The following is a 21,556-nucleotide window of genomic DNA, read 5'->3' as shown; positions in this document are numbered from 1 at the left end:
TGACGCAACAGTGTGGGGGAAGCAAGCGCTAACGTCCATCGAGCCCGCTCAGCAGCCGGGCAGCCAGTCGGCTTTCGCACTCATTGTTCTGCCGCATGGCCGCCGCGGTTGATATCCAGCATGATCACGACCGCGAGGAGAACCACGGAGATGGAGGCGGACGCGAGCGTATCTGTAAACCAGTGATAGCCGAGGTAAACGCGGCTTGCTGCTTCCAGTGTCAGGCCTCCGGCTGCAGCGCTGAAGGCAACGATCACGGAAACCGTGCGGGAGGAGCGGGAATAGAGCAGGTATGCGCCGATCAGCAGAAAGTTTGAGGCACCGACGACGTGCCCGGAAGGAAACGATGAAGTGGCATCGGCGCCCAGCATCATCAGTGCCGCTGGGGGACGGGAACGTCCCACGGCGTGGGCGATGACCTCCGTAATGATGACCCCCGTGAGCATCGACCCGGCGAGCAGCAAGGGGCGCCAAAGGCGGCGGGTCAAAAGGGCCCAGGCCGTGGTGGCGAGCAGTGTTATCAGCGGAAGGGCGACCGGGCCGAACACAATGGCGAGTCCCGCCAGAACCATGGTGGCAGCACTGGTCCGGTGATTCACGAACCACTCGGTCATGGGACCGTCGGCCGCTGTGACGCCATTGCCGTGAAGCACTTCCCCCAGCGTCAGCAAAAAGGAAGCGGCGCCGGCCAGGGCCAGCGCAAGTGACACTGCGCTCAGGACGAGGAACCGGCCTGGGGGAACAATGAATCCGTCGCCTAAGCGAAAAGCCAAGGATTGAGACTGCGACTCTTTTACATCAGGGCGGACATCGTCGTCATCGCTTGCCACGGCGGCACCCATTCCTCCTGCTGGACTGGTTCCTCGTCGTTGGGGAACTTTCGCGGTTTGGGAAGTGAAGCTCGTGAAAAAGCCACCGTTGCTTCACCGAGTATCAATGAACGATAGCGCAATAATTGTAATTGCGCAATCGAATACGGGGCTGGCCCGCCCCCGTCAGCGGAGCATTGATGGTGGTGGCGAGGGAAAAGGGCCGCCTGGGTATTTTGGGGCCGCGGCGTTCATGAGGTGGGCCCACTGGGTGCCGGCGATGTTTGCTCCGTCCAGACCGGCGTAGTACTTTCCGTTGATGGTGATGTGCTCATTTGCCCATTCCGGCCCGAATCCTTTGTAGCTTCCGAACCATGAGGCGGTGGCGATGCCTGTGGTGGCGCCAACGGTCCATGTCTGGGTGTGTCCGTCGGTGGTGCCGGTTTTGGCGAAGATGTCCTGTTCCTTGTTCACGGGAATGTTGTAGCCCGATCCTTTGGTCAGTACTGGCTTCAGGGCGTACGTGACGCCGGCAGCGACGTCCGGGTCGATGGTCTGGGTGCAGTCCGCGGCTGGCACCGGGTAGTGGTGTCCGCCGGGTCCGGTGACCGTCTCCAAGGCGACGGGTCTGCAGCGGATTCCTCCGGCCGCGAAAGTTGCGTAAGCGGTAGCCATGTCCAGCGGCGCGACATCCTGGGTGCCGATCAGGTTGGCGATACTGGAGAGGTCGTAGGGCTTGTTGGTGTGGCCGTCCTTGATGCCCGCCGCTGTGGCCATCTTCTGGATGTTGCAGAAATCCAGCTGCGTTGCTGACTGGAACGTGATGGTGTTGATGGAGTGGTACAGGCCTTCCAGGACACTCATCCGGTAGTAGTGGTAGGGGTCGTCGTTGGGCAGGGGTGTCTGGCCGAGGGCGGGATCGTAGGACCCGGCCGTCGTGCCGCAGCTGTTTTTCCATGGGAAGCCGGCCTTGTAGGTGCGGACCGAGCCGTCCAGCCGGACAGCCATGGACCGGCCGGAATTGAGCCATTCAGCAAAGACGAATGGTTTCATCGTGGAACCGATCTGGAAGCCGCCGGCACCATGGAGCGGCTTACCGCGGCTGTCCGTTTCTGGGAGGGCGAAGTTGCCCGTGTAGTGTCCGGGCCCAGGCGCCGGGTTGTATATGGTGTTTTGGGCCATGGCAAGGATCTTGCCCGTCCGGGGCTGGACGCTGACAAGGGCGGCCCCGCGCTGCAGGGGATCCGCCGGGGGAAGCGAGGCATTGACCTGTCCCTGGGCCACTTTTTGCAGGTCCGGGTCCAGAGTGGTGTGGATGGACAGCCCACCCTGGTACAAAAGTCTGCGCCGGGCCGTCTCGTCGGCCCCGAAGGCGGGGTCGTTGAGGATCAAACGTTGGACGTAGTCGCAGAAGTATGGAGAAGTCGCCGCGGCGCATCCTTGGACGGTTGGCTGGACGTTCAAGGCGAGGGGCGCGGCGGCAGCCTTGTCGTGCTGGACCGTGGAGATGTAACCCTGTTGGAGCATTTGGTCCAGAACTTCATTGCGCCGGGCCACCACATGGCCTGGTTCGGTGATCGGATCGTAGTACAGGGGCCTGTTGACCACTCCTGCCAGGGCGGCGGCTTGGGTAAGGCTGAGGTCGCTTGCGGCGACGCCGAAATACTCTTTGGCTGCCGACTGGATGCCGTAGGCTCCGTTGCCGAAATACACCAGGTTCAGGTAGCCCTGAAGGATCTGGTCCTTGGAGTACTTGTCCTCGAGGCTGACGGCGAGTTTCATCTCCCGAAGTTTGTCGCCGATGGTCCTGGCCGCGCTGGACTTGACCTCGTCCGCCCTGCCGCTGGAGATCAGCGCCTGGATGAGCACGTTCTTGACGTACTGCTGGGTGATGGTCGATGCGCCCTGCCGGCCGCCCAAGGTGTCCACGTAGAGGGCCCGGAGAATGCCCGCTGGATCGATGCCGCCGTGCTCATAGAAACGGGAGTCCTCGATGGCCACGATCCCGTCGCGCATAAACGGTGATACCTGCTCCAGTTCCACCGGCACGCGATTCTGCGAATAGAACGTGGCGATGACCGACCCATCTTTAGCCAGCACCTCCGAGTTCCGGGCCGGGGGGTTCAGATCCAGCACTGAGGGCAGCTGCTCGAAAAGCTTGGTGGATGTAGCGGCCAGGGATGAGCCCAACGCCGCCGCGGGGACCAGGAGCCCGGTGACCAGGAAGCCGCCGATGACGCAGGCAGCCATGAAGGCGGCAGCCTTTCGCCACAGTTTGTCTCTAAGGAGCATGCAGGAGAATTCCTTGTCGTGTCGTCACTGCACTTCGATCAAGGCGTCGCATGGACAGGGGTGCCTGGAAGCAACCCCTCCTGGGTCTAGTGCCGCTTGTCTCGGAATGATTGCCAATGTGCAAACAATGCTATGTCCCGAATCTGCATCGACAGGGCTGAATCCGGTAACAGGAGGGCAACAATTCAGAAAAGTGGAACTTGCTAAGTGGATAGTGATTGCGTTGGCGCAAGTGCTGCGCCACACTGAGGGAGGGGATATATCGGGGAAGCCCACGGATGAAGCCCTAAAGCTAACCACGGTGGGGCAGGGGAAAAGCTGTACTGGGCTGCCAGGCGACCTGCGCCATCTCCGCCGCATTGTCACCTGCAGATCTCATGCAGGCTTCTGTTTTGACCAGCCGGCAGCATCTCAACGCCAGGGAAAGGAACATCCATGAAACCCGCCCACGGCACCATACGGTTTTTCCGCCTCCTGCCCGTCCTGGTGATCTCGGCCCTTCTGGCTACCGGCTGCTACAACCCTTCCGAAGGGGACCGCGATCCCATTGCGCTCGGTTCCGACTTGAACTTTGCCGGGCTGGAGTTGCGAAGCGTTCTGCTTGTGACATCAGGGCAAAATGAACCCGCACGCGTGTTGGGAACGATCATCAACACCACGGCTGCTGATATTGAGATGGTCCTGGCCGACTCCGACGAGCAAGTCCAGGTCAGGATCCCGGCAAGCGGGAACAAGGAGTTTGACCAGACGCCCCTCATTCTCAACAGTGCCGCGGAGGCTCCCGGGGCGCGCACTGACCTGACAGTAAGCGTGAAGGGGCAGGAAACCAGAATCAACGTCCCCATTCAGGACGGGACTTTTGACCAGTACCAGCCTTATGTTCCTTCGCCCAGCCCTTGACGCTGGCAGCAGCCCTGCTGGGCAAGACAGGCGACCGCCCCTCCCGGGCGATCTCTCAAAGAGGAGGTATCCAATGAGGTTAAGACTCTACGCGGCGGCTGGAATGACCGCAGCGGCGCTGACGCTGACGGGCTGTACGGGAAACCCGGCACCGGGGCCCGGTTCCTCCACTGCATCACCGGACGCATCCAAGGCAAGCCTGTCGGGCGGCGGCGGCCTGGCCGCGGTTCCCGGCGTGGTCAGGGAGGTCGAACCATCCGTGGTCACCATCAGGACTGCTGTCGGCCTTGGCAGCGGTGTCATCTACGACGGCAATGGATCCATTGTCACAGACGCCCATGTCGTGGAGGACCAGCAAAAACAGCCCTTTAAGAACGTTGAGGTCCAGTTCGCTGATGGCTCTCAGTCCCAAGGCACAATAGTTGGCGTTGACGACGTCACGGACCTTGCTGTCCTCAAGGTCGACCGCACCGGCCTTCCGGCCGCAAAATTTGCTGCAACAGATCCGGAGGTGGGTTCGATGACCGTTGTCATCGGAAGCCCGCTGGGGTTGGAGGAAACCGTCACTGCCGGAATTGTCTCCAGCCTGCACCGGAACATGCCGCCGTCGAAGGAATCACCCCACGGCGCCATCGACCTGCTGCAGACCGATGCGCCGATTTCCCCCGGTAATTCCGGCGGTGCGGTGGCGAATGCCGGCGGACAGGTAATCGGTCTTTCCGAGGCTTACCTTCCACCCAGCACCGGAGCCGTAGCCATCGGGTTCGTTACGCCATCTTCCACTGTCACCGACGTTGCAGACCAGCTGTTGGCCAGCGGATCGGTCAAACACGCCGCCCTCGGTGTGGTCCCCACCGACATCACGCCGCAACTCGCCCAACGGTTCTCCCTGCCCACGACGGCGGGGGCGCTGATCGTGAGCGTTTCGCAAGGAAGCCCAGCGGAACAAGCCGGCATGAAGGCAGGAGACATCATCACCAAGTTCGCCCAGGCAGACATTGGAAACGTGACGGACCTGCTGGTGGCCCTCAGGAAACAGGACCCCGGGCAGCAGGTGGACGTCATCGTGCAGCGCGGCTCAGCATCCCAGAACCTGCACGTCACCCTTGGCGACCTGGCTAAATGACTTATTGCGCTAACGCAATAGTTGCGTGAAAATAAGAAAATGCTGCTCGGGTAAGGGTCGCCAACTCAAGGCGTAAAAGCCTGCAACGTCAGGTCGGCTCTGTCCGAACAAGTCCCGCTCGTTCCGCCGCTTGGCGGAAAGCGAACCCCGACGAGGTCCGCGGGAGAGCAGTAGCTTTACTGGGGGGGCGGTCTGATCAGCCATATCGCGAAGGAGCATTTCCAATGGCACAGAACGTCAAGTCAGCAACGGCAGTGGGCAATGCCCGGTGGAAGCGGTTGATTCCCGTCGCCATTGTCGTCTACATCATTTCGTTTATGGACAGGACCAATATCGGGTTCGCCCTGAACGGACTCCATCAGGACCTGGGCATCGACGCCGCCCAGCAGGGCCTGGCTGCAGGCATCTTCTTCATCGGCTATCTCGTCCTGCAAATTCCAGGCGGCCACCTCGCCGAGCACTGGAGCGCGAAGAAGTTCGTCGGAATCATGGTGCTCATCTGGGGCGTACTGGCCGTTCTTTCCGGATTCATCCAAAATTTCACGCAACTGCTGGTGGTGCGCTTTTTCCTGGGTGTCGCCGAGGCCGGAATCTGGCCTGCGATCCTTGTCCTGATCAGCCACTGGTTCCCGGCCGCTGAGCGGGCACGGGCCTACGCATTCTGGATGATGAACATCGCCATCGCCTCCATCATTACGGGCCCCCTCTCCGGCTGGATTCTCTCCTTCTCGGACTGGCGGTGGCTGTTCATCATCGAGGGCATCTTCCCCTTCGTCATCGCCGCACCCCTGTGGTGGGCCCTGATCGCTGACCATCCGCGCGAGGCGGCATGGTGCTCGGTCCAGGAGCGTGAGTACATCGAGAATGGGCTCGCTGCGGATGCAAGGGAACATCCTCAGCAGGAGAAACTGGGCCTGCGCCACGTTATGTCCAACACGGTTGTGTGGCGGCTGACCTTGGTGTACTTCCTCATCCAGATTGGCTTCTATGGCATCAACATCTGGCTGCCGCACGTGATCAAGACAATTACCTCCGGATCGTCTATGGAGGTGGGGCTCATCACCGCAGTTCCGTACGTGCTGGCGATGGTCGGCCTCTGGTACAACGCCAAAGCGGCCGACCGTTCCGGCCGCTACTCCACTCACGTGCTGCTGTCGATGGCAGTCGGTGCTGTTGCGCTGGTGGTCTCGGTAGCAACCGGAGACAATATGCCGTTCCTTGCGGTTACCCTCATTAGCATCGCCGTCGCCGGGGCCTTGGCCTACGACGGTCCATTCTGGGCTTCAGCGTCCCGGGCCATGCCGGTGGCCGTCGCCGGCACCGCTATGGGACTGATCAATGCGGTAGGAAACCTCGGCGGATTCGTTGGACCCTACGTTGGTGGTTTCCTGCAGGATGTGACGCACGGCAGTTTCCTGGCCACGTCCATCTTCCTGGCATGTTGCCTCCTGGCTGCAGGCCTGGTGATGCTGACATTGCGGCGAAGCGGTGACAGGCCGCTGTCCGGTGCCCGGCTGCAGGGTGCCCTCTCCGGCGGGGCAGAGGCAGAAGCAACCAGGAGGAAAACATCCTGACGGGCGCCCTTGCAGCACGGGCAACTGCGCCGGTAGCGGGATGCCGGTCGCAGCCTCGTCACTGGTAGGCGCTCGTCACGGTAACTCAGCGGTGAAGGTGGGCCATTCCGAGACATGACCCACCCCCGCATCAGTTGCGCCAGTGCAACGGATTGTGGGTTTGTGGGGGAGAGGAGTCCGCATATCCACGCGAACAACTAAGGGCCGGGGAGGGTTCCGGAGGGGTGGGTGTTGGGGGATAAGCCTCCAGGAGGAGGGGATTTTCCTTTCGTTGCGTAGGCCCACCCCGCGCCCGTTCCCGGGATTGCGGGAGTCATGATTGGGTAGGCCGTGCTGCATAAGGGGTGCCCGGGACCCTTATGGCTGCCCGGGCGGTTCATGTACTTTGGTCCTGCCGGAGAGTCCTGAGCTGGCAGGATTCGCATTTTGGGGAATCGGCTGGGGACCCAGTTGCGCTGGCCCTCGTCCAGGGCCGGCCGCCCGTCAATCTCCCTTGCCGAATCCAAGGAGCCCCCCGTTGCACAAGCGCACTGTCCCGGTCATCGCTGCCGTTTTTCCGGCACTCTTCCTCTCCGCAGGGCCAGCCCCGGCCACCGCGGGCTATGACGAGGAAGTCCTTAACACCTACGTGGATTGCCCGCTGGAGCGCATCGGCACCCAGCTGGTCCGCTGCGACAACCTCACAGGAGCGGGGGTGAATGCCCCGTTCTGGATACCCGAGCAGAAGTAGGCAGGCGATCTCAGCCGTCGTCATCTCTGCCGCTCCGGGTTGGCGAAGACGCCTGCGCAACCGATGGTTGCGCTTCGGGTGCTGCGTCGTTTAGGCTCTTAGCAACCAATGGTTGCGAAAGGAACTGGACATGCACAACAGCATTGAGCGGGAAATCCACATTGAAGCGGCGCCGGAGATTGTTTTCGAGGTCATCAGCACCCCCGAACACCTGCGCCAATGGTGGCCCGATGAGGCCGCCTTTGACCCCACCGCGGGTTCAAGCGGGGACATAGTCTTCGGCGACCGGACGGCGGCAGATGCAAAAGTGGTGAAGCTGACGGTTGTGGAGGTCGAGCCGTCGCGGCGCTTCTCCTTCAGGTGGGTTTACGACGAAGCCGCGGCATCGCCGGAAAACTCCCTCCTGGTGACTTTTGAGCTGATTCCGCAGGGCTCGGGGACACTGCTGCGCTTTACGGAGGCAGGGTTCCAGGACAAGGGATGGGAGCAAGCTGACGTCGAGCTTAACTACAATGACCACGTCCGGGGCTGGGACTACTTCCTGCCACGGCTTGTGGCCTACATCGGCCGGCTGGTCGCTGCGCAATGACCATCGCTATCGACGACGATCTCTGGTCCGCGGTGGGTGATCCCACCCGGCGGAAGATGCTCGACCTGATCCTGTCCGAAGGCGGCGGCACGGCCACGGGCCTGAGCACCCGGCTGCCCGTGACCAGGCAGGCGGTGGCGAAGCACCTGGAGGTACTGCACCGTGCGGGGATGGTCTATGTCAGGCCCGCAGGCCGGCAACGCGTTTATGAGGTGAACCAGGCAGAGCTTTCCCGCGCCGTTGCCCAGTTGTCGTCGGTCAGCGCTGCATGGGATGCCCGGCTCCAGAGAATCAAGAGCATGGCCGAAGCCATTCAACGAAGCAGCCGGGATCGGGAAAGTCAGCGGCCCCTGCCCTGAAGCAGAATGGCTCCTTCGCCGGTCAGCTCGGCTGCGGATCCCTGCCGCCCCGCAAGGGTGGAGATCAGGGCCGACGCGCTGCCCAGCACCTGGGCGCCGGTGCCGTGCCTCCAGCCCGTGTCCTGGGTGGAGAAGGCAAGCCCATCGATCAGGCCCGGTTTCAGTGAACGCTGGGCCTGGGGCGTGGTGAGCTGGTCCAGGACGATGTTGGCACTCTCCGGCTCTATCACATGGTCGATCTTCAGGGGCCTGTAGATGTCCTCCGCATGTATGACAAGGTGGCTCAGCGGTGCTTCAGGGCCGGCGCCTGGAACCCCGAAACGCTCCGCCTTCGTGCGCCGAAGGGCTGACAGCAGTTCATCCTTCGGGCGGGTGTCCCGGGTGGCCCAGCGGTCCGCCATCCTGTCGAACGCGAACCCGGCTGCGGCCATATTGATGAAGAACCGCGGTAGGGACATTTGGTAGGGCATCAGGAGATGGACGACGACGTCCCTCACCCGCCAGCCACCGCACAGGCTCGGTGAGTTCCAGCGTTCGTCGTCGAGCCTTTCCAGGGCGCCGATGAGGCGGTTCCGTTCGGCGTCGATCAAGGCATCAAAGTCCGTCATTACGTTGGGTTCCTGTTCCCTTGGGCGGTCCGGGGGTGCTTGATCACGCGCCCCTTTGCTGGATCCGCTAGCCAAAGTGTATGTGGGGTGTGTCGTAAGGAGCGTGAACCACACCCCGGCCGGACACGCACCGGCTCCCCGCCGAATAGTCGGTGGGGAGCCGGTAACGCGTCACCTATCCCAGTCCTGAGGAGAGGGTGTCTCTGAACGAGACAGTACCGATCAGGTTCCCCGCCACGTCGGTCAGGCTCTGTGGTGGGGCGTACGCCGGCAGGCCCGCAGGGACACCCGCGTTGAGTGTGCCCGCGCCTGCGCTGCCGTTAGGCGCATTGCCGAGTTTGATAACCATGGCGTTGTTGGCGGCATCCCAGTTGAGGGTTGAGCCTGTTCCCTGGGCTCCAAAGGTGGCCGCGGCGCCGTTGAGGTAGTCCCCGCCGAGGGATACCGTGCCGACGGAGCAACCGGGGATCGTGACACCCAGTGTGTCATTGCCCGCATTATCAGTGATCGTTGCAGTGCCCGACAATTGGGAGCCGGTCCAGTTGGTGCACACCTTGGCCAGGTCCAACTTTTCCGAGAATTTGAGGGTAATGGTGTCGCCAGCGTCCGCTGAGGCCTGGCGGGTATTGGTCGAGCCGCCGTTGAGCAGCTTGACTGAGGTAACTGTGGGCCCTTGGGTGTCCTTGACCGCTGTGGCCGTGACCGTACTGCTGTTTCCTGCCGCATCGCTTGTGGTGGCAGTGATAGTGACCGTGACCACCGGTACAACCGTGGACGTCTCCTTGAGGCCCGCCAGATTGAGGCCGCCGGTTGTCCATGGCGTCCCTGATGCCGTTGCCGGGACGCTGGTGGTCGAATCGCTGACGCTCAGGTTGACGGTCAGGCCAGGATCATTGGTGCCGCTGACCTTATAGCCGCCCACGTTGCCCGAGTAGATGTACGCCGGGGTGTCAATGGTCAGCTTCGGTGCCACAGTGTCCTTCAAACTGGTGGGGCTCGGTGTAACGGCCGAACTGCTGTTGCCTGCGGCGTCCTTGACTGTGACGGCGTAGGTGACTGTTCCATCCTTGAGCGGCGTGAGGTTCAGGTTCAGTGACCAACCCGTTCCGGCGTCAGTGGCCGTGCCAGTGACCGGAGGGGCAGTAGTGGTGTCCGTGGCCGCAACCGTCACAGTGGTCCCGGCTTCGGCGCTTCCGGAGACCCGCACGGAGGAAACGGTGGAGCTGTTGACGTATATAGGCACGCCCACGCCCTGCGCTGGTGCCGGAGCGATGGTGTCCTTGGTGTTCGAAGCCGCAGTTGCCGCTCCCGTGTTCCCGGCGGCGTCCGCGGCCGTGGCGCTGTAGTTGATCGTTCCCTGCTTGAAGGTGCTCAAATCCAAGGAGGCGGACCAGCTTCCGGTTCCCGATGCGGTAGCCGTAACCGTCACCGAATGTGGGGCGCCGGAACCGGTGTCGCTGGCAGTAAGGGTGATCTTGGCCCCTGCCTCCGCCGTCCCGGTGACGGGTACGGCGGCAACGTTGGCGGAGTTCACAAAGGCGGGCACGCTGAGCCCCGGTGCGGCAGGCGCCTGGGTGTCGATCCGCACCGTCTGGCTCTGCGCCGTGCCGGCATTGCCGGCGTTGTCGGTGGCGAAGTAGGAGACCGTGTGCGTTCCGTCGCCGCTCACCGGGATGCTGGTGACGCTGCCGCCCACAGTCTGCTTGGCGCCGCCGTCGACCGCGTAGGTAATGGAGGCGACGCCGGATCCAGCCGTCCCGTCGTCGGCGGTGATGGTCACGGTGACCGGGCTGGTGCTGTTCCAGCCGGCGGCGTTGGGGGTGGGCGAAATGCCGGACACCGAGGCCACCGGGGCGGTGGAGTCACTGCTGACGCCGGTGCTGCGCGGGCTTTCCGAACCCGTCCACAGCGCGATGGTGGGGGTGACCGTGTAGTACCAGATGCCGCCCGGGACATTCTGTTCGGTGCAGGTGAGCGTGGTGACGGTCCCCGCGCAACCACCTGTTGCCGGTGTTCCGGTGCCACCGGTGGCCGCCGCGTACCTGGTGACGGTGTACCCGGTGGCCGCCCGGCCGTTGACCGTGGTGCCGGCTGCCCAGCTGACGCTGAGCGAGGCACCGTTGGCGGTGACGGCGGGCTTGGACCCGGCGGACAGCGCGTCGGCAGCGGCGGCCGCGTTGTTGCTGCTGGTGGTCGAGGCCCAGAAGGCATAGGCAGCGGTACCCGTGCCCAGCAGGAGCAGGAGCGCGGTGATGATCCAGGGCACCCGGCGGGACGGGCGGCCGAATAAAGCACGGATGGCGAGGCTCATTTGCGCACCTCCGCCGTGACGGGAAGGTGGAAGGTGGCGCCCTGGCAGGCTGCGAGAGAGGTGGTATCCATGGCGGCCGATCCTGGAAGGGTGAGCAGGGTGGACGAGTTGGCCGGAACGAAGGTGGCCGGGGACAGTGGCGCCGCGCTCCCCACGAAGCTGACTCCGGTGGTGGTGCAGCCGGGGTGTGCCGCGTCCGCGGTGGCGGCCCCGTTGGCCGTGACGCTGTAGACCTGCACGGCGTAGGGGTTGGGGTTGGTGAGGCGGAGGACGACGTCGGCAGTACCGCCGGGAACAAGCGTCGACTTTGGGTTGTCCCCGGCGACGAGCGCGTCCACGGTGACGGCCTGCATGGTGGCCGCGGCTGCGGAACCGGTGCCGGTGCCCGCGGTGCCCCAGTACGCGTAGGCGGTTCCGGCGCCGGCAGCGGCCAGGAGTCCGGCGAGGGCCGCTGCCCTGACTGCACGACGGCGGGTGGTTGGGTTGGCGGTCATCTCAGTTCCCCTGTCCTGATCCTGAGTAGGTGAGCTGGAGCGAGGCACCCTTGCAGCCGTCCTGGTTGGCGGAGGTGTCCAGCATTCCCACCCTGGGCCACACCGACGGTGCCAAACGGAGCCCGGAAAGGGAGCTGCTGCCCGCCGGAACGGAGACCGGGTAGGGGCCGCTGTACTGCGTGACCACGAAGTCCGCTGCGGTGCAGGGAAGGTTCCTGGCCACGGCGTCCGTGCTGCGGGTGACGCCTGCCACCGCCACGGACATGTTGGTCAGCGAGAGCGCCTTGTTGTTGGGGTTGCTGATTTGCAGGTCCAGGCCGGCCGACGTGCCGGGGGACAGGGTGCCGGGGACGTTTCCGGAGAGGACGAACTGCTTGATGGTGGAGTCCAGGACCAGTTGCACGTTGGCGTAGGCGTACTGGGCCTTCCCGGCGGCATCCTTGCCCGTGCCCATGAGGTAGAGGCTGTAGCTGCCGTTCGGTGAAGCGGCCGTTGTTGCCACCTGCAGGGTGGTGGAGGTGCCGGTCACCGGATTGGGCGAGAACGTTGCGGCGGCGCCGGAGGGCAGTCCGCCCAGGACGCTGAAGGTGACCGGCCCGGACAGGTTGTTCCGGGTGATCTGCAGGGTGTACACCGCGGTGGAACCGGGCGGGACGGTGAGCGAATCAGGGGAGGCGGCGACTGTCAGGCCGGAGGAGATCTTGTAGTTGACGGTGAGGCCGGCGGTGACGCTGCCGGAGACCTTGCCGCTGGTGCCGGTGATGGTCAACGAGCTGGTGCCCGCCGGGGTGGTGGCTGCCGTGCTGACGTTCAGGGTGGAAGTTGACGTGGTGCCCGAGCTGAGGGGGACGGACGACGGCGTGAAGGCACCTGTTGCTCCGGCCGGCAGTCCCGCGGTGGTCAGGTTGACCGTACCGCTGAAGCCCCCGGTGGACGTCACCGTCACCGTGTAGGCCGCGGACTGCCCCTGCTGGACCGACTGGCTGGCGGGCGAGACCTGGACCGTGATGCCCGCTTTGGTGCTTTGCGTTGCGGCGAACAGCGCCCCCGCGCTGGCCAGCATCACCGCAAGCCCGATCAGCGCCACCTTGATGGCCTGCCGCAGGCGATGCCGCGGTTGCCCGTCTTTGTTGTGCACCCCGTGCCCCTTCCACTTTGGTGCGGTTGACGACGAACCGGGGACGGGGTTTTCACCCGTCCCCGGCCCGCTCGTTTGTTAGTTGCTGCCGACGGTCACAGTGATCGTGGCGCCCTTGCAGGCACTCTGGTCGACCGTCGCGCTGTCGTTGAGGGTGAGGGTTCCGGTGCCCAGAGGCGTGGCCGTGGCCTTGGCCGGTACGTTAGTGGCGCCGGCGGGAGCCGTGGCCGAGAACCAAGCTGGCAGGCAGCCGTCGACGCTTGTAGTAACTACCGGCGTGGCAAGCGTCACCTGGGTGTTGCTCGCGTTCGGGTTTGCGGCCGTGTAGGTGATGGTCTGCGGCGTACCGGGCGCCACACCCGGATCCACCGTCACGTTGATGGTGACGGCCTGCGTGCCGGCTGCCGCCGCTGCAGAGCCGGTGCCGGAGCCCGTGGTGCTCCAGTAGGCGTAGGCGGCGCCGCCACCGGCTGCCAGCAGCGTGGCGGAAAGTGCAACAGCGGCGATCTTGTTCTTCTTGGTCATTGGGCGCATGGAAAGACTCCTTGTGAATGTGATTGAGAACCCGTTCCCCCATGAGCGGCCCCATCCTGGTGCCTTTCGGTGGATCGATGACCCAATGTTTTCGGCTGGCGCTCTGCCCAACAACACGTACCGGTACTCGAATTTTCAGGGGAGTGTGAATTCCACTACTGGGATTCGTGCGCCCCTACTCGGGTGGCCAAAGTCAAAGCGGGTGCCAATGCCCCCAGTCCGCTGTCCGCAGCCGGCGGGGCGACGACGACGGACGGACGTATGCTGTTGGCGTCAGTAACGATGTCTCGCTGGAGAGGAGTTCCGGCATGCTTGACGGTCCCAGCGCAGGAGTCAGCATCGGCGCGTTGGTGGCGGTGGCTGTTGCCCTGTACATCGTGCTGGTGGTGCGCCGCAGGAAGTGATTTTCGACGCGCTTCGTGATTTTCGACGCGCATATTCCGTGGCGCGGCTCGAATGTGGGCGGCGAAAGGGAATGTGCGCGTCGTGGGCGAATATGCGCGTCAATCAACGCAGGGACGCGAGCGTACGACGGCGGCCGCGTCCCGCCGTCGTATGTCCCACTTGGGGTGCGGGGGCCGGCGGCTTTTTCGGATCGACGCTGATCCGTGCCTCCGCCGCAGGCCCCTGGTCTTGTGTGGAAAGTTGAGTTGGATGCCTGGCGGCGCCCTTGCTTAGCGCCGCCAGGCTTCTGAGACCGTCGGTGTTATCCGACGCAGGCGCGGGTTGACTGGGACCCAGTACCCAGGTGCATCAGCGATGCGCTCCCGTCCTTCACGCATCACTTTGGAGGGAACGCCTCAAGGACGTCCCCGGATCCGGTCAAGAATTCATCAAGGTCGGCTCAATATTGGCCGCTTGATTTCGGTGCGCGGCAGCGAGGAAGGCCGGCTTACCGCGTATCCACGTCCTCGAACACCAGGAACGTCTGCGTGTCCAGCACTCCGGGCATGGTCTGCAGCTGGTCGAAGATGACGCGGCGCAGGTCGATGTTGTCCACGGCCCGGACCAGCAGGATCACGTCGAAGTCGCCGCCCACCAGCGCGATGTGGTGCACCTCCGGGATGGCGCCCAACTGGTCGCGGAGTTCCCGCCACGAATCCTGCTTCAGCTTCAGCGTCACGTAGGCGGAGGACTTCAACCCTGCCTTGATGGGATCCACCAGCGCGGTGAACCGGGTGAGCACGCCGTCACCGGTCAGGCGGGCAATGCGGGAATAGGCATGCGCCCGGGAAATGTGCACGTTTTCCGCCACCTGCGTGACGGACATGCGGCCGTCCCGGGTGAGTTCGCTGATGATGCGCCGGTCGATCTCATCCAGCGGAACCTCGGCCGCCGCATCCTTGCCCGCCATCGTGCCCACGGCTCCCGTCGGTAGTCCACCTCACGAATACAAATCGTCTTCCATAGTAGGCAGATTTGAGGAGAGTCTCCGTGGCCGGAGCGCGCGGGAATACAAAACCGGCAGCAGGAACGCCGCTGGAACGAATGATGTTCAACCGGTCGGCCTTTCCCGGGCCGTCCGGGGTGTGGATCAGGACCCGTGGTGGCGGGTCCCGGTCCCCTCCGCTGCGCCGCGGATGAAGTCGCAGTCGCCGGGGGAGAGCACGGTTTCGCCGTGCCTGTCCTGTTCGAATTCGACTCCGGTGCTCTTCATGATGGCCGCCGCGACGGTGCGCGGAAGGATCTTGCAGCCGGGATTATCAACCAGCCATTGCCGCGTGTCCGGGTCGAGCCTGTCCCACAATTTGGCTATTTCCATAGCTAACGCCCCCGCCTGTCACTGCTGTTAGGAAAATGCCGCAGTCCCGGATGTCCCGGGACGGTGCGTACCCGCATCATCCGAGTGTGGGCCTTCGGGAGACAGGGGTCAATGCACTTCTTTCCGTTGGCCGCCAGGCTTTCGCGCCCGGATGGAAGCATGAGCAGTTTCCCAGCCCGCCATTTTGTCCACGGCTCCGGTCGGTAATCCACGTCACAGTTACAAATCGTCTTCCAAAGCCGGCACTTCAGGGCAGCTTCTCCACGATTTGCGCAGGTGCTGGATACGAAACCTCGCCCGGGACAATACTGGGAGGGAATAGTGGCTACCGAAGGACGGACCAATGACGATCTCCGCAGACCACACCGCGCCGGACACCGCCAGCACCGAGCCCGCAGACGATGCGCTCACGGAAGCTGTGAAGAAGTTCGGCATCACGGTGGAGGACTACATGCTCCCCGCCCGGCACCAGATCCAGATGGTGGATCCGGACGGCCGGCTCATCCCGGACAGCGAGCAGGGCACCCAGCCCGGCCACGAATACCCTGTGCCCGGCGATGACGAACTGCTGGCAGCGTACGAACGCCTCGTCGTCGGACGCCGCGTCAACGACCAGAACTCCGCCCTGGTCCGGCAGGGCCGCATGGCCGTCTACCCCTCCAGCCACGGCCAGGAAGCCTGCCAGGTGGCCGCCGCCCTCTGCCTGTCCGAGCATGACTGGATGTTCCCCACCTACCGCGACGCCGTGGCCGTGATGACCCGCGGCGTGGACCCGGTACAGGTGATGACCATCTTCCGCGGCGACTGGCACGGCGGCTACGACCCCCTCAAATACAAGGTGGGCATCCAGTGCACGCCGCTGACCACCCAGCTGCTGCATGCCGTGGGCGTGGCGCACGCCGCCAAGCTCCGCGGCGAGGACACCGTGGTGCTGGCCATGTGCGGTGACGGTGCCACCAGCGAAGGCGACTTCCACGAAGCCCTGAACTTCGCTGCCGTCTTCCACCTGCCGGTGGTCTTCTTCGTCCAGAACAACAAGTACGCCATCTCGGTGCCCCTGGCGCACCAGTCCGTGGCGCCGTCGCTGGCGCACAAGGCCGTGGGCTACGGCATGGCCGGCGAACGCGTGGACGGCAATGACGTGGTGGCCCTCCTCGCCGTCCTGGACCGCGCCGTGAAACTCGCCCGTGAAGGCTCCGGCCCGCTCCTGGTGGAAGCCAACACCTACCGCATGCAGGCCCACACCAACGCCGACGACGACACCCGCTACCGGGAAAACAGCGAGGTTGCGGAGTGGCGGGCCAAGGATCCCGTCAACCGGATGCGGACGTACCTGACGGACCGGGGGCTGCTGGATGACGACGCCGAAGCACGCATCGCTTCCCACGCTGAAGCGGTTGCCGCCCAGCTGCGCGAGGGCCTGAGCGAGGACGTGCAGGTGGACCCGCAGGAACTGTTCCGCCACGTCTTCGCCCGGCAGACGCCGCAGTTGAAGGAACAGTCCGCCATGCTCGCCGACGAGCTGGCCCGCGACGCAGCAGCTACTGATTCACAGGAGGCCGGCAAGTGAGCCCCACCATCACCACCTCGTCCGAAGCCAACGGCAACGTCAGTGCCGCCACCGCCCGGGCCGCAGCCTCGGCCGCCGCGTCCGCCGAAGCCGCGGGTCCCCAGCCCGTCACCATGGCCAAGGCCCTCAACACCGCCCTGGCGGACGCCATGCACGCCGACTCCTCCGTCCTGGTGTTCGGCGAGGACGTGGGCATGCTGGGCGGGGTCTTCCGCATCACCGACGGCCTCACCGCCACGTTCGGCGAACAGCGCTGCTTCGACACCCCGCTGGCCGAGTCCGGCATCGTGGGCATGGCCGTGGGGATGGCCATCAACGGGATGCGCCCTGTCATCGAGATGCAGTTCGACGCGTTCGCCTACCCTGCGTTCGAGCAGATCGTCAGCCACGTGGCCAAGATGCACAACCGCACCAAGGGGGCCGTGAAGCTGCCCATGGTGATCCGCATCCCGTACGGCGGCGGCATCGGGGGAGTGGAGCACCACTGCGACTCCTCCGAGTCCTACTACGCGCACACCGCGGGCCTGAAGGTCTATACCCCGGCCACGGTGGCGGACGGCTACCGGATGCTGCGCGAAGCCATCGACTCCGACGACCCCGTCGTCTTCATGGAGCCCAAGAAGATGTACTGGACCAAGGACTCCGTGGACCTTCCCGAGCTCCGCCGCCTTCACGAGGAAGGTGCTTCCGCGGAAGGCACGACGGCGGGACGCACCTCCGAAGGCCGTGCCGCCGTCGCACGTCCCGGCACGGACGCCACGCTGATTGCCTATGGCCCGTCCGTCCCCACCGCGCTCGCCGCCGCCGAAGCGGCCGCGTTGGAAGGCCGCTCGCTGGAGGTCATCGACGTGCGGACCATCGTCCCGTTCGACGACGACACCGTGTGCGCGTCCGTCCGCAAGACCGGCCGGGCCGTGGTGATCGCCGAGGCGCACGGCTTCGCGTCCGTGTCCTCCGAGATCGTGGCCCGGGTCCAGGAACGCTGCTTCCACTACCTGGCCGCCCCCATCCGCCGCGTTACCGGATTCGACGTCCCCTACCCGGCACCCAAACTCGAGAAGTACTACCTGCCCGGCGTGGACCGCATCCTCGACGCCGTTGACGACCTTCAGTGGGAGAACTGACCATGAGCGAACCACGTGTGTTTTTGCTGCCCGACCTCGGCGAGGGCCTTACCGAAGCTGAACTCGTCTCCTGGCACGTTGCCGTGGGCGACGAGATCGCCGTCGACCAGCCGATTGCCGAGGTGGAGACCGCCAAGTCCGCCGTGGAGGTACCGTCGCCGTATGCCGGAATCGTCACCGAACTGCACGGCCAGCCCGGCGAGACCCTGGACGTGGGGAAGCCGCTGATTTCGGTGACGCCTGTTTCCTCTGGTGCTGGGGTCGCCGCGGATGATGCCGCCCCCGCCCCTTCGCCGGACAGCATTCGTCCTGCGGACGATGCTGCCGGCTCAGGAAGGCCCGATGCCACTCCCGGAGCGGCATCATCCGCGTCGAATGCGTCTGAAGCGGCAGCCGAGACCTATCGGGAAGAAGAGAAGGCCGGATCCGGCAATGTGCTGATCGGTTATGGGACTCCCGGCGGACACGGTGTTGCCCGGCGCACCCGTGCCCGGAAGACCGCCGTCGCCCTCGCTGAGCCGGCTGAACCGAAGCCCACCGAGGACGACCTCACCCTCCTGCGCACCCGCGTCCCCGGCAAGCTCGGCGCGGTGATCTCGCCGCTGGTCCGGCGCATGGCCCGGGAGCACGGCGTCGATCTCGGGGACATCTCAGGCTCCGGCGACAGCGGCCTGATCATGCGGCGCGACGTTGAGGCTGCGCTGCGGACCATTGCACCGGTGGAAGCCCCCGCAGCCAAGCCCGAGGAGGCCAAGCCCGCCGAAACGCGGCCGGCCACGGCACCCCGGGAAGCCACCCCGGCCAACGGCGTGGACGCCCGCACCGGGCTTGGCATTGCCGCCCGCACCCCGGTCCGTGGGGTCCGCAAGGCCGTGGCCGCCAACATGGCCCGCAGCCGGTCCGAGATCCCGGAAGCAACCGTATGGGTGGATGTGGACGCCACCGCATTGCTGGAGCTCCGCGAGGGACTTAAGGCCAACGGCGCCGAGGCTCCTGGCCTGCTGGCATTCATCGCCCGTTTCGTCACCGCAGGGCTGAAAAAGTACCCGGAGCTGAACACCCGGATCGAAGCCGCGGAGGACGGGTCGCAGGAGATTGTCGCGTTCGACGGCGTCAACCTGGGCTTCGCGGCGCAGACCGACCGGGGCCTGGTGGTCCCGTCCGTCCGCGGCGCCGAGAAACTCAGCGCCAGGGAGCTCGACGGCGAGATCCGCCGCCTCACCCAGGTGGCCCGGGACGGCAAGGCGACCCCCACCGAGCTGGGCAGTGGCACGTTCACCCTGAACAACTACGGCGTGTTCGGCGTGGACGGGTCCGCGGCGATCATCAACCATCCGGAGGTGGCCATCCTCGGCGTCGGCCGGATCATCGACAAGCCGTGGGTGGTCAACGGTGAGCTGGCGGTCCGCAAGGTCACCGAACTCACGCTGACCTTCGACCACCGCGTCTGTGACGGCGGCACCGCCGGCGGCTTCCTCCGCTTCGTGGCAGATGCCATCGAAAACCCCACGTCGCTGCTGGCCGACATCTAGTGGCCGCTGTTTGAGGGACGAATTCTTGGCGCAATTCGTGGCGCCATTTTCCCTAATGGAAATCTGAATTAGGGTAAGAGGCACCACGCGGTAAACCTTTGTGGGCCTTTCCAGGGGCCGCCCCTGGCGGGGTATATATGTGCCATCTGGAAACGAACCAAGGAGATTCTGATGTTGCTTTGGATAGCCATTATCATCGCGGTCCTCTGGCTTCTGGGCCTGCTAGCCAATATCGGCGGGGGACTGATCCACATACTTCTGGTTGTCGCCGTGGTGGTCCTGATCTTCCATTTCCTGCGTGGCAGGACCCGCGCCTGACATTCCTGCAAAGGCCCGTCCGTCACACAAAGGCCCGGTCCCGGTACTCGGCTAGCACCCGCGATCCAGGGCCGGGCCTTTGCGTGGGCTCGTGCGGTGCCCCGCACCCAAAATGTCAGGGAATCATCATCCTGTAGACACCCGGCAGTCAGCTTGCGCAGGAAGGATATGAGACAGGGGGATCTGTAAGCCAAGAGAAAAGGATGAGTCGTGACAAGTCTTGACCCCCATGTCGTTGGATCCTGCAGTGAGCTCGTTTCCGGCGATGCGATCGAAGCTTTCTACCAGAACACGTTGATTCATCGGGGCCCGGTGACGGACACAGACCCGGAATACGGGCGGTTTTGGATTCTGGACACATTGACGGGAAGCAGGTGTCTGCTCGATATCTTCGAACTCGAAATTGTCCGTATTCCGCCGCCTATGGCCGAGTCAGGGACAGGGCTTTTTTCCCGTAACGCGCACCAAAAGGAAACCGGCGCAACCTCATACTGGCGCACGGTATCCCCATTGGGCTGACGGTCCTCCCCGTAATCAACCTAACGCGTAGCCCCCTCAAGGCCCTGAACGGAAATATGAGTACCCACTACTCGTGACCGAATGCGCGGCTTGTCCGTAGGCTGAATTGACTAGGGGGACCAGGCTCCCGTCCAAGGTCTTCTGGGAGGAGCGAAACTCTTGAAGAGGATTCAGCATCGTGCATGGACTTGCGTCGTCCTCGTCTTGGTTATGACGCTTTTATCAGCTGTGGCATGCGGCGACCTCAGGCGTGCTCCAGGTTCATCGCCGCCCCAGGGAGCCGAACCGGAGAGCACGGTCTCCGATTCTGCGCAGGCGGCGACGGACGTCCCTTCCGCGGCCTCTGAGTCAGCACAGCCACCAACGGAGGAGCCTTCGCCTGGTTCGGTACCGCCCCTTGTCCTCGATCGACCCTCAGACCCTTCTGCAGCCTCCCTGTCCGTGCCAGTGGGAGACCTGCCTGGCTGGAGGCAGGTTTTTGTTGAGGACTTCGCCGAAGGAGACGTTGGCACTGGCGGATTCCCGGGCCCCGTCTACGGCACGCGCTGGAGCGCGAACTACGCGGACGGCACGCCGGACACAGCCGCCCAGCAGCAAAACAAGGGCGAACGGACATCCGGGTATTTCCCGTCGAAGGTCCTGAGTGTCCACGATGGCGTCCTGGACTTCTACCTGCATTCTGAAAACGGCGTGGCAATGGGTGCTGCTCCGTCACCGAAACTGGATGGGGCCAGCCAGCGGCCGTACAACAGCTTGGTGTACGGGCGCTATTCGGTCCGCTTCAAGGCCGATGTCCTGCCGGGATTCAAACTGGCATGGCTGCTGTGGCCGGACAGCAAGCGATGGCCCGAGGACGGCGAGATCGATTTTCCCGAGGGAGACCTGTCAAAGCTCATCTACGCAGCCGTACACGGCGTGGAGAACGGCGTGCACCGTTGGGACGCCCTGCGTCCGGAAGTACCGTACGGGGACTGGCATATCGCTACTACTGAGTGGCGTGCCGACGGCATCGAATTCTTCCTTGATGGAAATTCGATCGGCGTGTCCAGGTCGTTCGGACTGAACACACCCATGCATTACATCCTGCAGACCGAGTCCTGCTCGCCAAAATGCCCGCTGCCCGAGACCAGCGGCCACGTCCTGGTCGACTGGGTATCCATCTGGGCTAAGTCCTAGCCACGGCGAAGGCTTGGACTGACCCAACCAGCCATGGCACGACGGCGGCCCCGCGCCGTCGTCCTTCCTTTCAAGTTTTTCGGCACAAAGG

At 64.2% G+C, this 21,556-nt stretch carries 21 protein-coding genes; 12 read left to right on the top strand and 9 right to left on the bottom strand.

The genetic code is table 11. The features are described from left to right. Positions 1-80 precede the first annotated feature (80 nt). On the bottom strand, positions 81-830 hold the full coding sequence (locus LDO14_RS15575) for a phosphatase PAP2 family protein (RefSeq protein WP_223992435.1): 750 nt from the start codon (positions 828-830) through the stop codon (positions 81-83). A gap of 165 nt (positions 831-995) precedes the next feature. Next, a complete protein-coding gene (locus LDO14_RS15570) occupies positions 996-3,101 on the bottom strand; it encodes a transglycosylase domain-containing protein (protein WP_051081330.1) in 2,106 nt (701 codons plus the stop codon). Between the two features lie 435 nt (positions 3,102-3,536). Between LDO14_RS15570 and LDO14_RS15565 the strand changes: the two genes are divergently transcribed. The 6 genes from LDO14_RS15565 to LDO14_RS15540 all read left to right on the top strand — a co-directional run bounded on the left by LDO14_RS15565 (position 3,537) and on the right by LDO14_RS15540 (position 8,379). After that, positions 3,537-4,001, top strand: coding sequence for a hypothetical protein (locus LDO14_RS15565; protein WP_018768695.1), 465 nt, complete (start codon positions 3,537-3,539; stop codon positions 3,999-4,001). Positions 4,002-4,074: 73 nt separating this feature from the next. Next, positions 4,075-5,127: a trypsin-like peptidase domain-containing protein gene (locus tag LDO14_RS15560; RefSeq protein WP_223992434.1), complete on the top strand. Its 1,053-nt coding sequence runs from the start codon at positions 4,075-4,077 to the stop codon at positions 5,125-5,127. Positions 5,128-5,351: 224 nt separating this feature from the next. Further along, positions 5,352-6,701 carry an MFS transporter gene (locus tag LDO14_RS15555; RefSeq protein WP_018768693.1) on the top strand — a complete coding sequence of 450 codons (1,350 nt, stop codon included), beginning with the start codon at positions 5,352-5,354 and terminating at the stop codon, positions 6,699-6,701. A gap of 517 nt (positions 6,702-7,218) precedes the next feature. Further along, positions 7,219-7,431 (top strand): hypothetical protein, encoded by a 213-nt coding sequence (locus tag LDO14_RS15550; protein WP_018768692.1) that lies wholly within the window; start codon positions 7,219-7,221, stop codon positions 7,429-7,431. Between the two features lie 130 nt (positions 7,432-7,561). Then, on the top strand, positions 7,562-8,020 hold the full coding sequence (locus tag LDO14_RS15545) for an SRPBCC family protein (protein ID WP_018768691.1): 459 nt from the start codon (positions 7,562-7,564) through the stop codon (positions 8,018-8,020). Then, the gene (locus LDO14_RS15540) at positions 8,017-8,379 is read left to right on the top strand and encodes a metalloregulator ArsR/SmtB family transcription factor (RefSeq protein WP_018768690.1); all 363 of its coding nucleotides are present in this window, start codon (positions 8,017-8,019) and stop codon (positions 8,377-8,379) included. Before LDO14_RS15545 ends, LDO14_RS15540 begins: the two co-directional genes overlap by 4 nt. Here the strand turns inward: LDO14_RS15540 and LDO14_RS15535 are convergent. The 7 genes from LDO14_RS15535 to LDO14_RS15505 form a co-directional block, all read right to left on the bottom strand. Further along, positions 8,361-8,987 (bottom strand): maleylpyruvate isomerase family mycothiol-dependent enzyme, encoded by a 627-nt coding sequence (locus LDO14_RS15535; protein WP_018768689.1) that lies wholly within the window; start codon positions 8,985-8,987, stop codon positions 8,361-8,363. The two genes, LDO14_RS15540 and LDO14_RS15535, sit on opposite strands and share 19 nt — an antisense overlap. Positions 8,988-9,162: 175 nt before the next feature. Next, on the bottom strand, positions 9,163-11,298 hold the full coding sequence (locus tag LDO14_RS15530; protein ID WP_018768688.1) for an Ig-like domain-containing protein: 2,136 nt from the start codon (positions 11,296-11,298) through the stop codon (positions 9,163-9,165). Then, positions 11,295-11,792 carry a hypothetical protein gene (locus LDO14_RS15525; protein WP_018768687.1) on the bottom strand — a complete coding sequence of 166 codons (498 nt, stop codon included), beginning with the start codon at positions 11,790-11,792 and terminating at the stop codon, positions 11,295-11,297. Before LDO14_RS15525 ends, LDO14_RS15530 begins: the two co-directional genes overlap by 4 nt. Before the next feature lies 1 nt (position 11,793). Continuing rightward, the gene (locus tag LDO14_RS15520) at positions 11,794-12,930 is read right to left on the bottom strand and encodes a hypothetical protein (protein WP_018768686.1); all 1,137 of its coding nucleotides are present in this window, start codon (positions 12,928-12,930) and stop codon (positions 11,794-11,796) included. A 78-nt stretch (positions 12,931-13,008) separates the two neighbouring features. After that, positions 13,009-13,464, bottom strand: coding sequence for a hypothetical protein (locus tag LDO14_RS15515; RefSeq protein WP_026265679.1), 456 nt, complete (start codon positions 13,462-13,464; stop codon positions 13,009-13,011). An 892-nt stretch (positions 13,465-14,356) separates the two neighbouring features. Then, positions 14,357-14,818 (bottom strand): Lrp/AsnC family transcriptional regulator, encoded by a 462-nt coding sequence (locus tag LDO14_RS15510; RefSeq protein ID WP_043449375.1) that lies wholly within the window; start codon positions 14,816-14,818, stop codon positions 14,357-14,359. Between the two features lie 180 nt (positions 14,819-14,998). Further along, a complete protein-coding gene (locus LDO14_RS15505) occupies positions 14,999-15,226 on the bottom strand; it encodes a hypothetical protein (protein ID WP_056392926.1) in 228 nt (75 codons plus the stop codon). Positions 15,227-15,569: 343 nt separating this feature from the next. Here LDO14_RS15505 and pdhA point away from each other — a divergent pair, with 343 nt between their 5' ends. The 6 genes from pdhA (at position 15,570) to LDO14_RS15475 (ending at position 21,465) form a co-directional block, all read left to right on the top strand. Then, positions 15,570-16,796 (top strand): pyruvate dehydrogenase (acetyl-transferring) E1 component subunit alpha, encoded by a 1,227-nt coding sequence (gene pdhA / locus LDO14_RS15500; protein ID WP_056392928.1) that lies wholly within the window; start codon positions 15,570-15,572, stop codon positions 16,794-16,796. After that, positions 16,793-17,920 (top strand): transketolase C-terminal domain-containing protein, encoded by a 1,128-nt coding sequence (locus LDO14_RS15495; RefSeq protein ID WP_144600872.1) that lies wholly within the window; start codon positions 16,793-16,795, stop codon positions 17,918-17,920. Before pdhA ends, LDO14_RS15495 begins: the two co-directional genes overlap by 4 nt. 2 nt (positions 17,921-17,922) lie before the next feature. Next, on the top strand, positions 17,923-19,452 hold the full coding sequence (locus tag LDO14_RS15490; protein WP_223992433.1) for a dihydrolipoamide acetyltransferase family protein: 1,530 nt from the start codon (positions 17,923-17,925) through the stop codon (positions 19,450-19,452). A 171-nt stretch (positions 19,453-19,623) separates the two neighbouring features. Beyond that, a complete protein-coding gene (locus LDO14_RS15485; RefSeq protein ID WP_018768678.1) occupies positions 19,624-19,770 on the top strand; it encodes a lmo0937 family membrane protein in 147 nt (48 codons plus the stop codon). A gap of 210 nt (positions 19,771-19,980) precedes the next feature. Next, positions 19,981-20,289, top strand: coding sequence for a hypothetical protein (locus LDO14_RS15480; protein ID WP_186447800.1), 309 nt, complete (start codon positions 19,981-19,983; stop codon positions 20,287-20,289). A 441-nt stretch (positions 20,290-20,730) separates the two neighbouring features. Beyond that, positions 20,731-21,465 (top strand): glycoside hydrolase family 16 protein, encoded by a 735-nt coding sequence (locus LDO14_RS15475; protein WP_223992431.1) that lies wholly within the window; start codon positions 20,731-20,733, stop codon positions 21,463-21,465. Positions 21,466-21,556: the final 91 nt, after the last annotated feature.

Origin of the sequence: Arthrobacter sp. NicSoilB11 (genome assembly GCF_019977375.1) — a bacterium.
Taxonomy (GTDB): domain Bacteria; phylum Actinomycetota; class Actinomycetes; order Actinomycetales; family Micrococcaceae; genus Arthrobacter.
Note: the sequence above shows the minus strand (reverse complement) of the source record. Positions and strands in the feature narration are given on the sequence as shown.

Excerpts from the sequence above, each read along its gene's own strand:
- LDO14_RS15570 (WP_051081330.1), bottom strand. The coding sequence starts at position 3,101 with ATGCTCCTTAGAGACAAACTGTGGCGAAAGGCTGCCGCCTTCATGGCT.
- LDO14_RS15565 (WP_018768695.1), top strand. The coding sequence starts at position 3,537 with ATGAAACCCGCCCACGGCACCATACGGTTTTTCCGCCTCCTGCCCGTC.
- LDO14_RS15560 (WP_223992434.1), top strand. The coding sequence starts at position 4,075 with ATGAGGTTAAGACTCTACGCGGCGGCTGGAATGACCGCAGCGGCGCTG.
- LDO14_RS15555 (WP_018768693.1), top strand. The coding sequence starts at position 5,352 with ATGGCACAGAACGTCAAGTCAGCAACGGCAGTGGGCAATGCCCGGTGG.
- LDO14_RS15545 (WP_018768691.1), top strand. The coding sequence starts at position 7,562 with ATGCACAACAGCATTGAGCGGGAAATCCACATTGAAGCGGCGCCGGAG.
- LDO14_RS15540 (WP_018768690.1), top strand. The coding sequence starts at position 8,017 with ATGACCATCGCTATCGACGACGATCTCTGGTCCGCGGTGGGTGATCCC.
- LDO14_RS15535 (WP_018768689.1), bottom strand. The coding sequence starts at position 8,987 with ATGACGGACTTTGATGCCTTGATCGACGCCGAACGGAACCGCCTCATC.
- LDO14_RS15530 (WP_018768688.1), bottom strand. The coding sequence starts at position 11,298 with ATGAGCCTCGCCATCCGTGCTTTATTCGGCCGCCCGTCCCGCCGGGTG.
- LDO14_RS15525 (WP_018768687.1), bottom strand. The coding sequence starts at position 11,792 with ATGACCGCCAACCCAACCACCCGCCGTCGTGCAGTCAGGGCAGCGGCC.
- LDO14_RS15515 (WP_026265679.1), bottom strand. The coding sequence starts at position 13,464 with ATGCGCCCAATGACCAAGAAGAACAAGATCGCCGCTGTTGCACTTTCC.
- LDO14_RS15510 (WP_043449375.1), bottom strand. The coding sequence starts at position 14,818 with ATGGCGGGCAAGGATGCGGCGGCCGAGGTTCCGCTGGATGAGATCGAC.
- LDO14_RS15505 (WP_056392926.1), bottom strand. The coding sequence starts at position 15,226 with ATGGAAATAGCCAAATTGTGGGACAGGCTCGACCCGGACACGCGGCAA.
- pdhA (WP_056392928.1), top strand. The coding sequence starts at position 15,570 with ATGACGATCTCCGCAGACCACACCGCGCCGGACACCGCCAGCACCGAG.
- LDO14_RS15490 (WP_223992433.1), top strand. The coding sequence starts at position 17,923 with ATGAGCGAACCACGTGTGTTTTTGCTGCCCGACCTCGGCGAGGGCCTT.
- LDO14_RS15485 (WP_018768678.1), top strand. The coding sequence starts at position 19,624 with ATGTTGCTTTGGATAGCCATTATCATCGCGGTCCTCTGGCTTCTGGGC.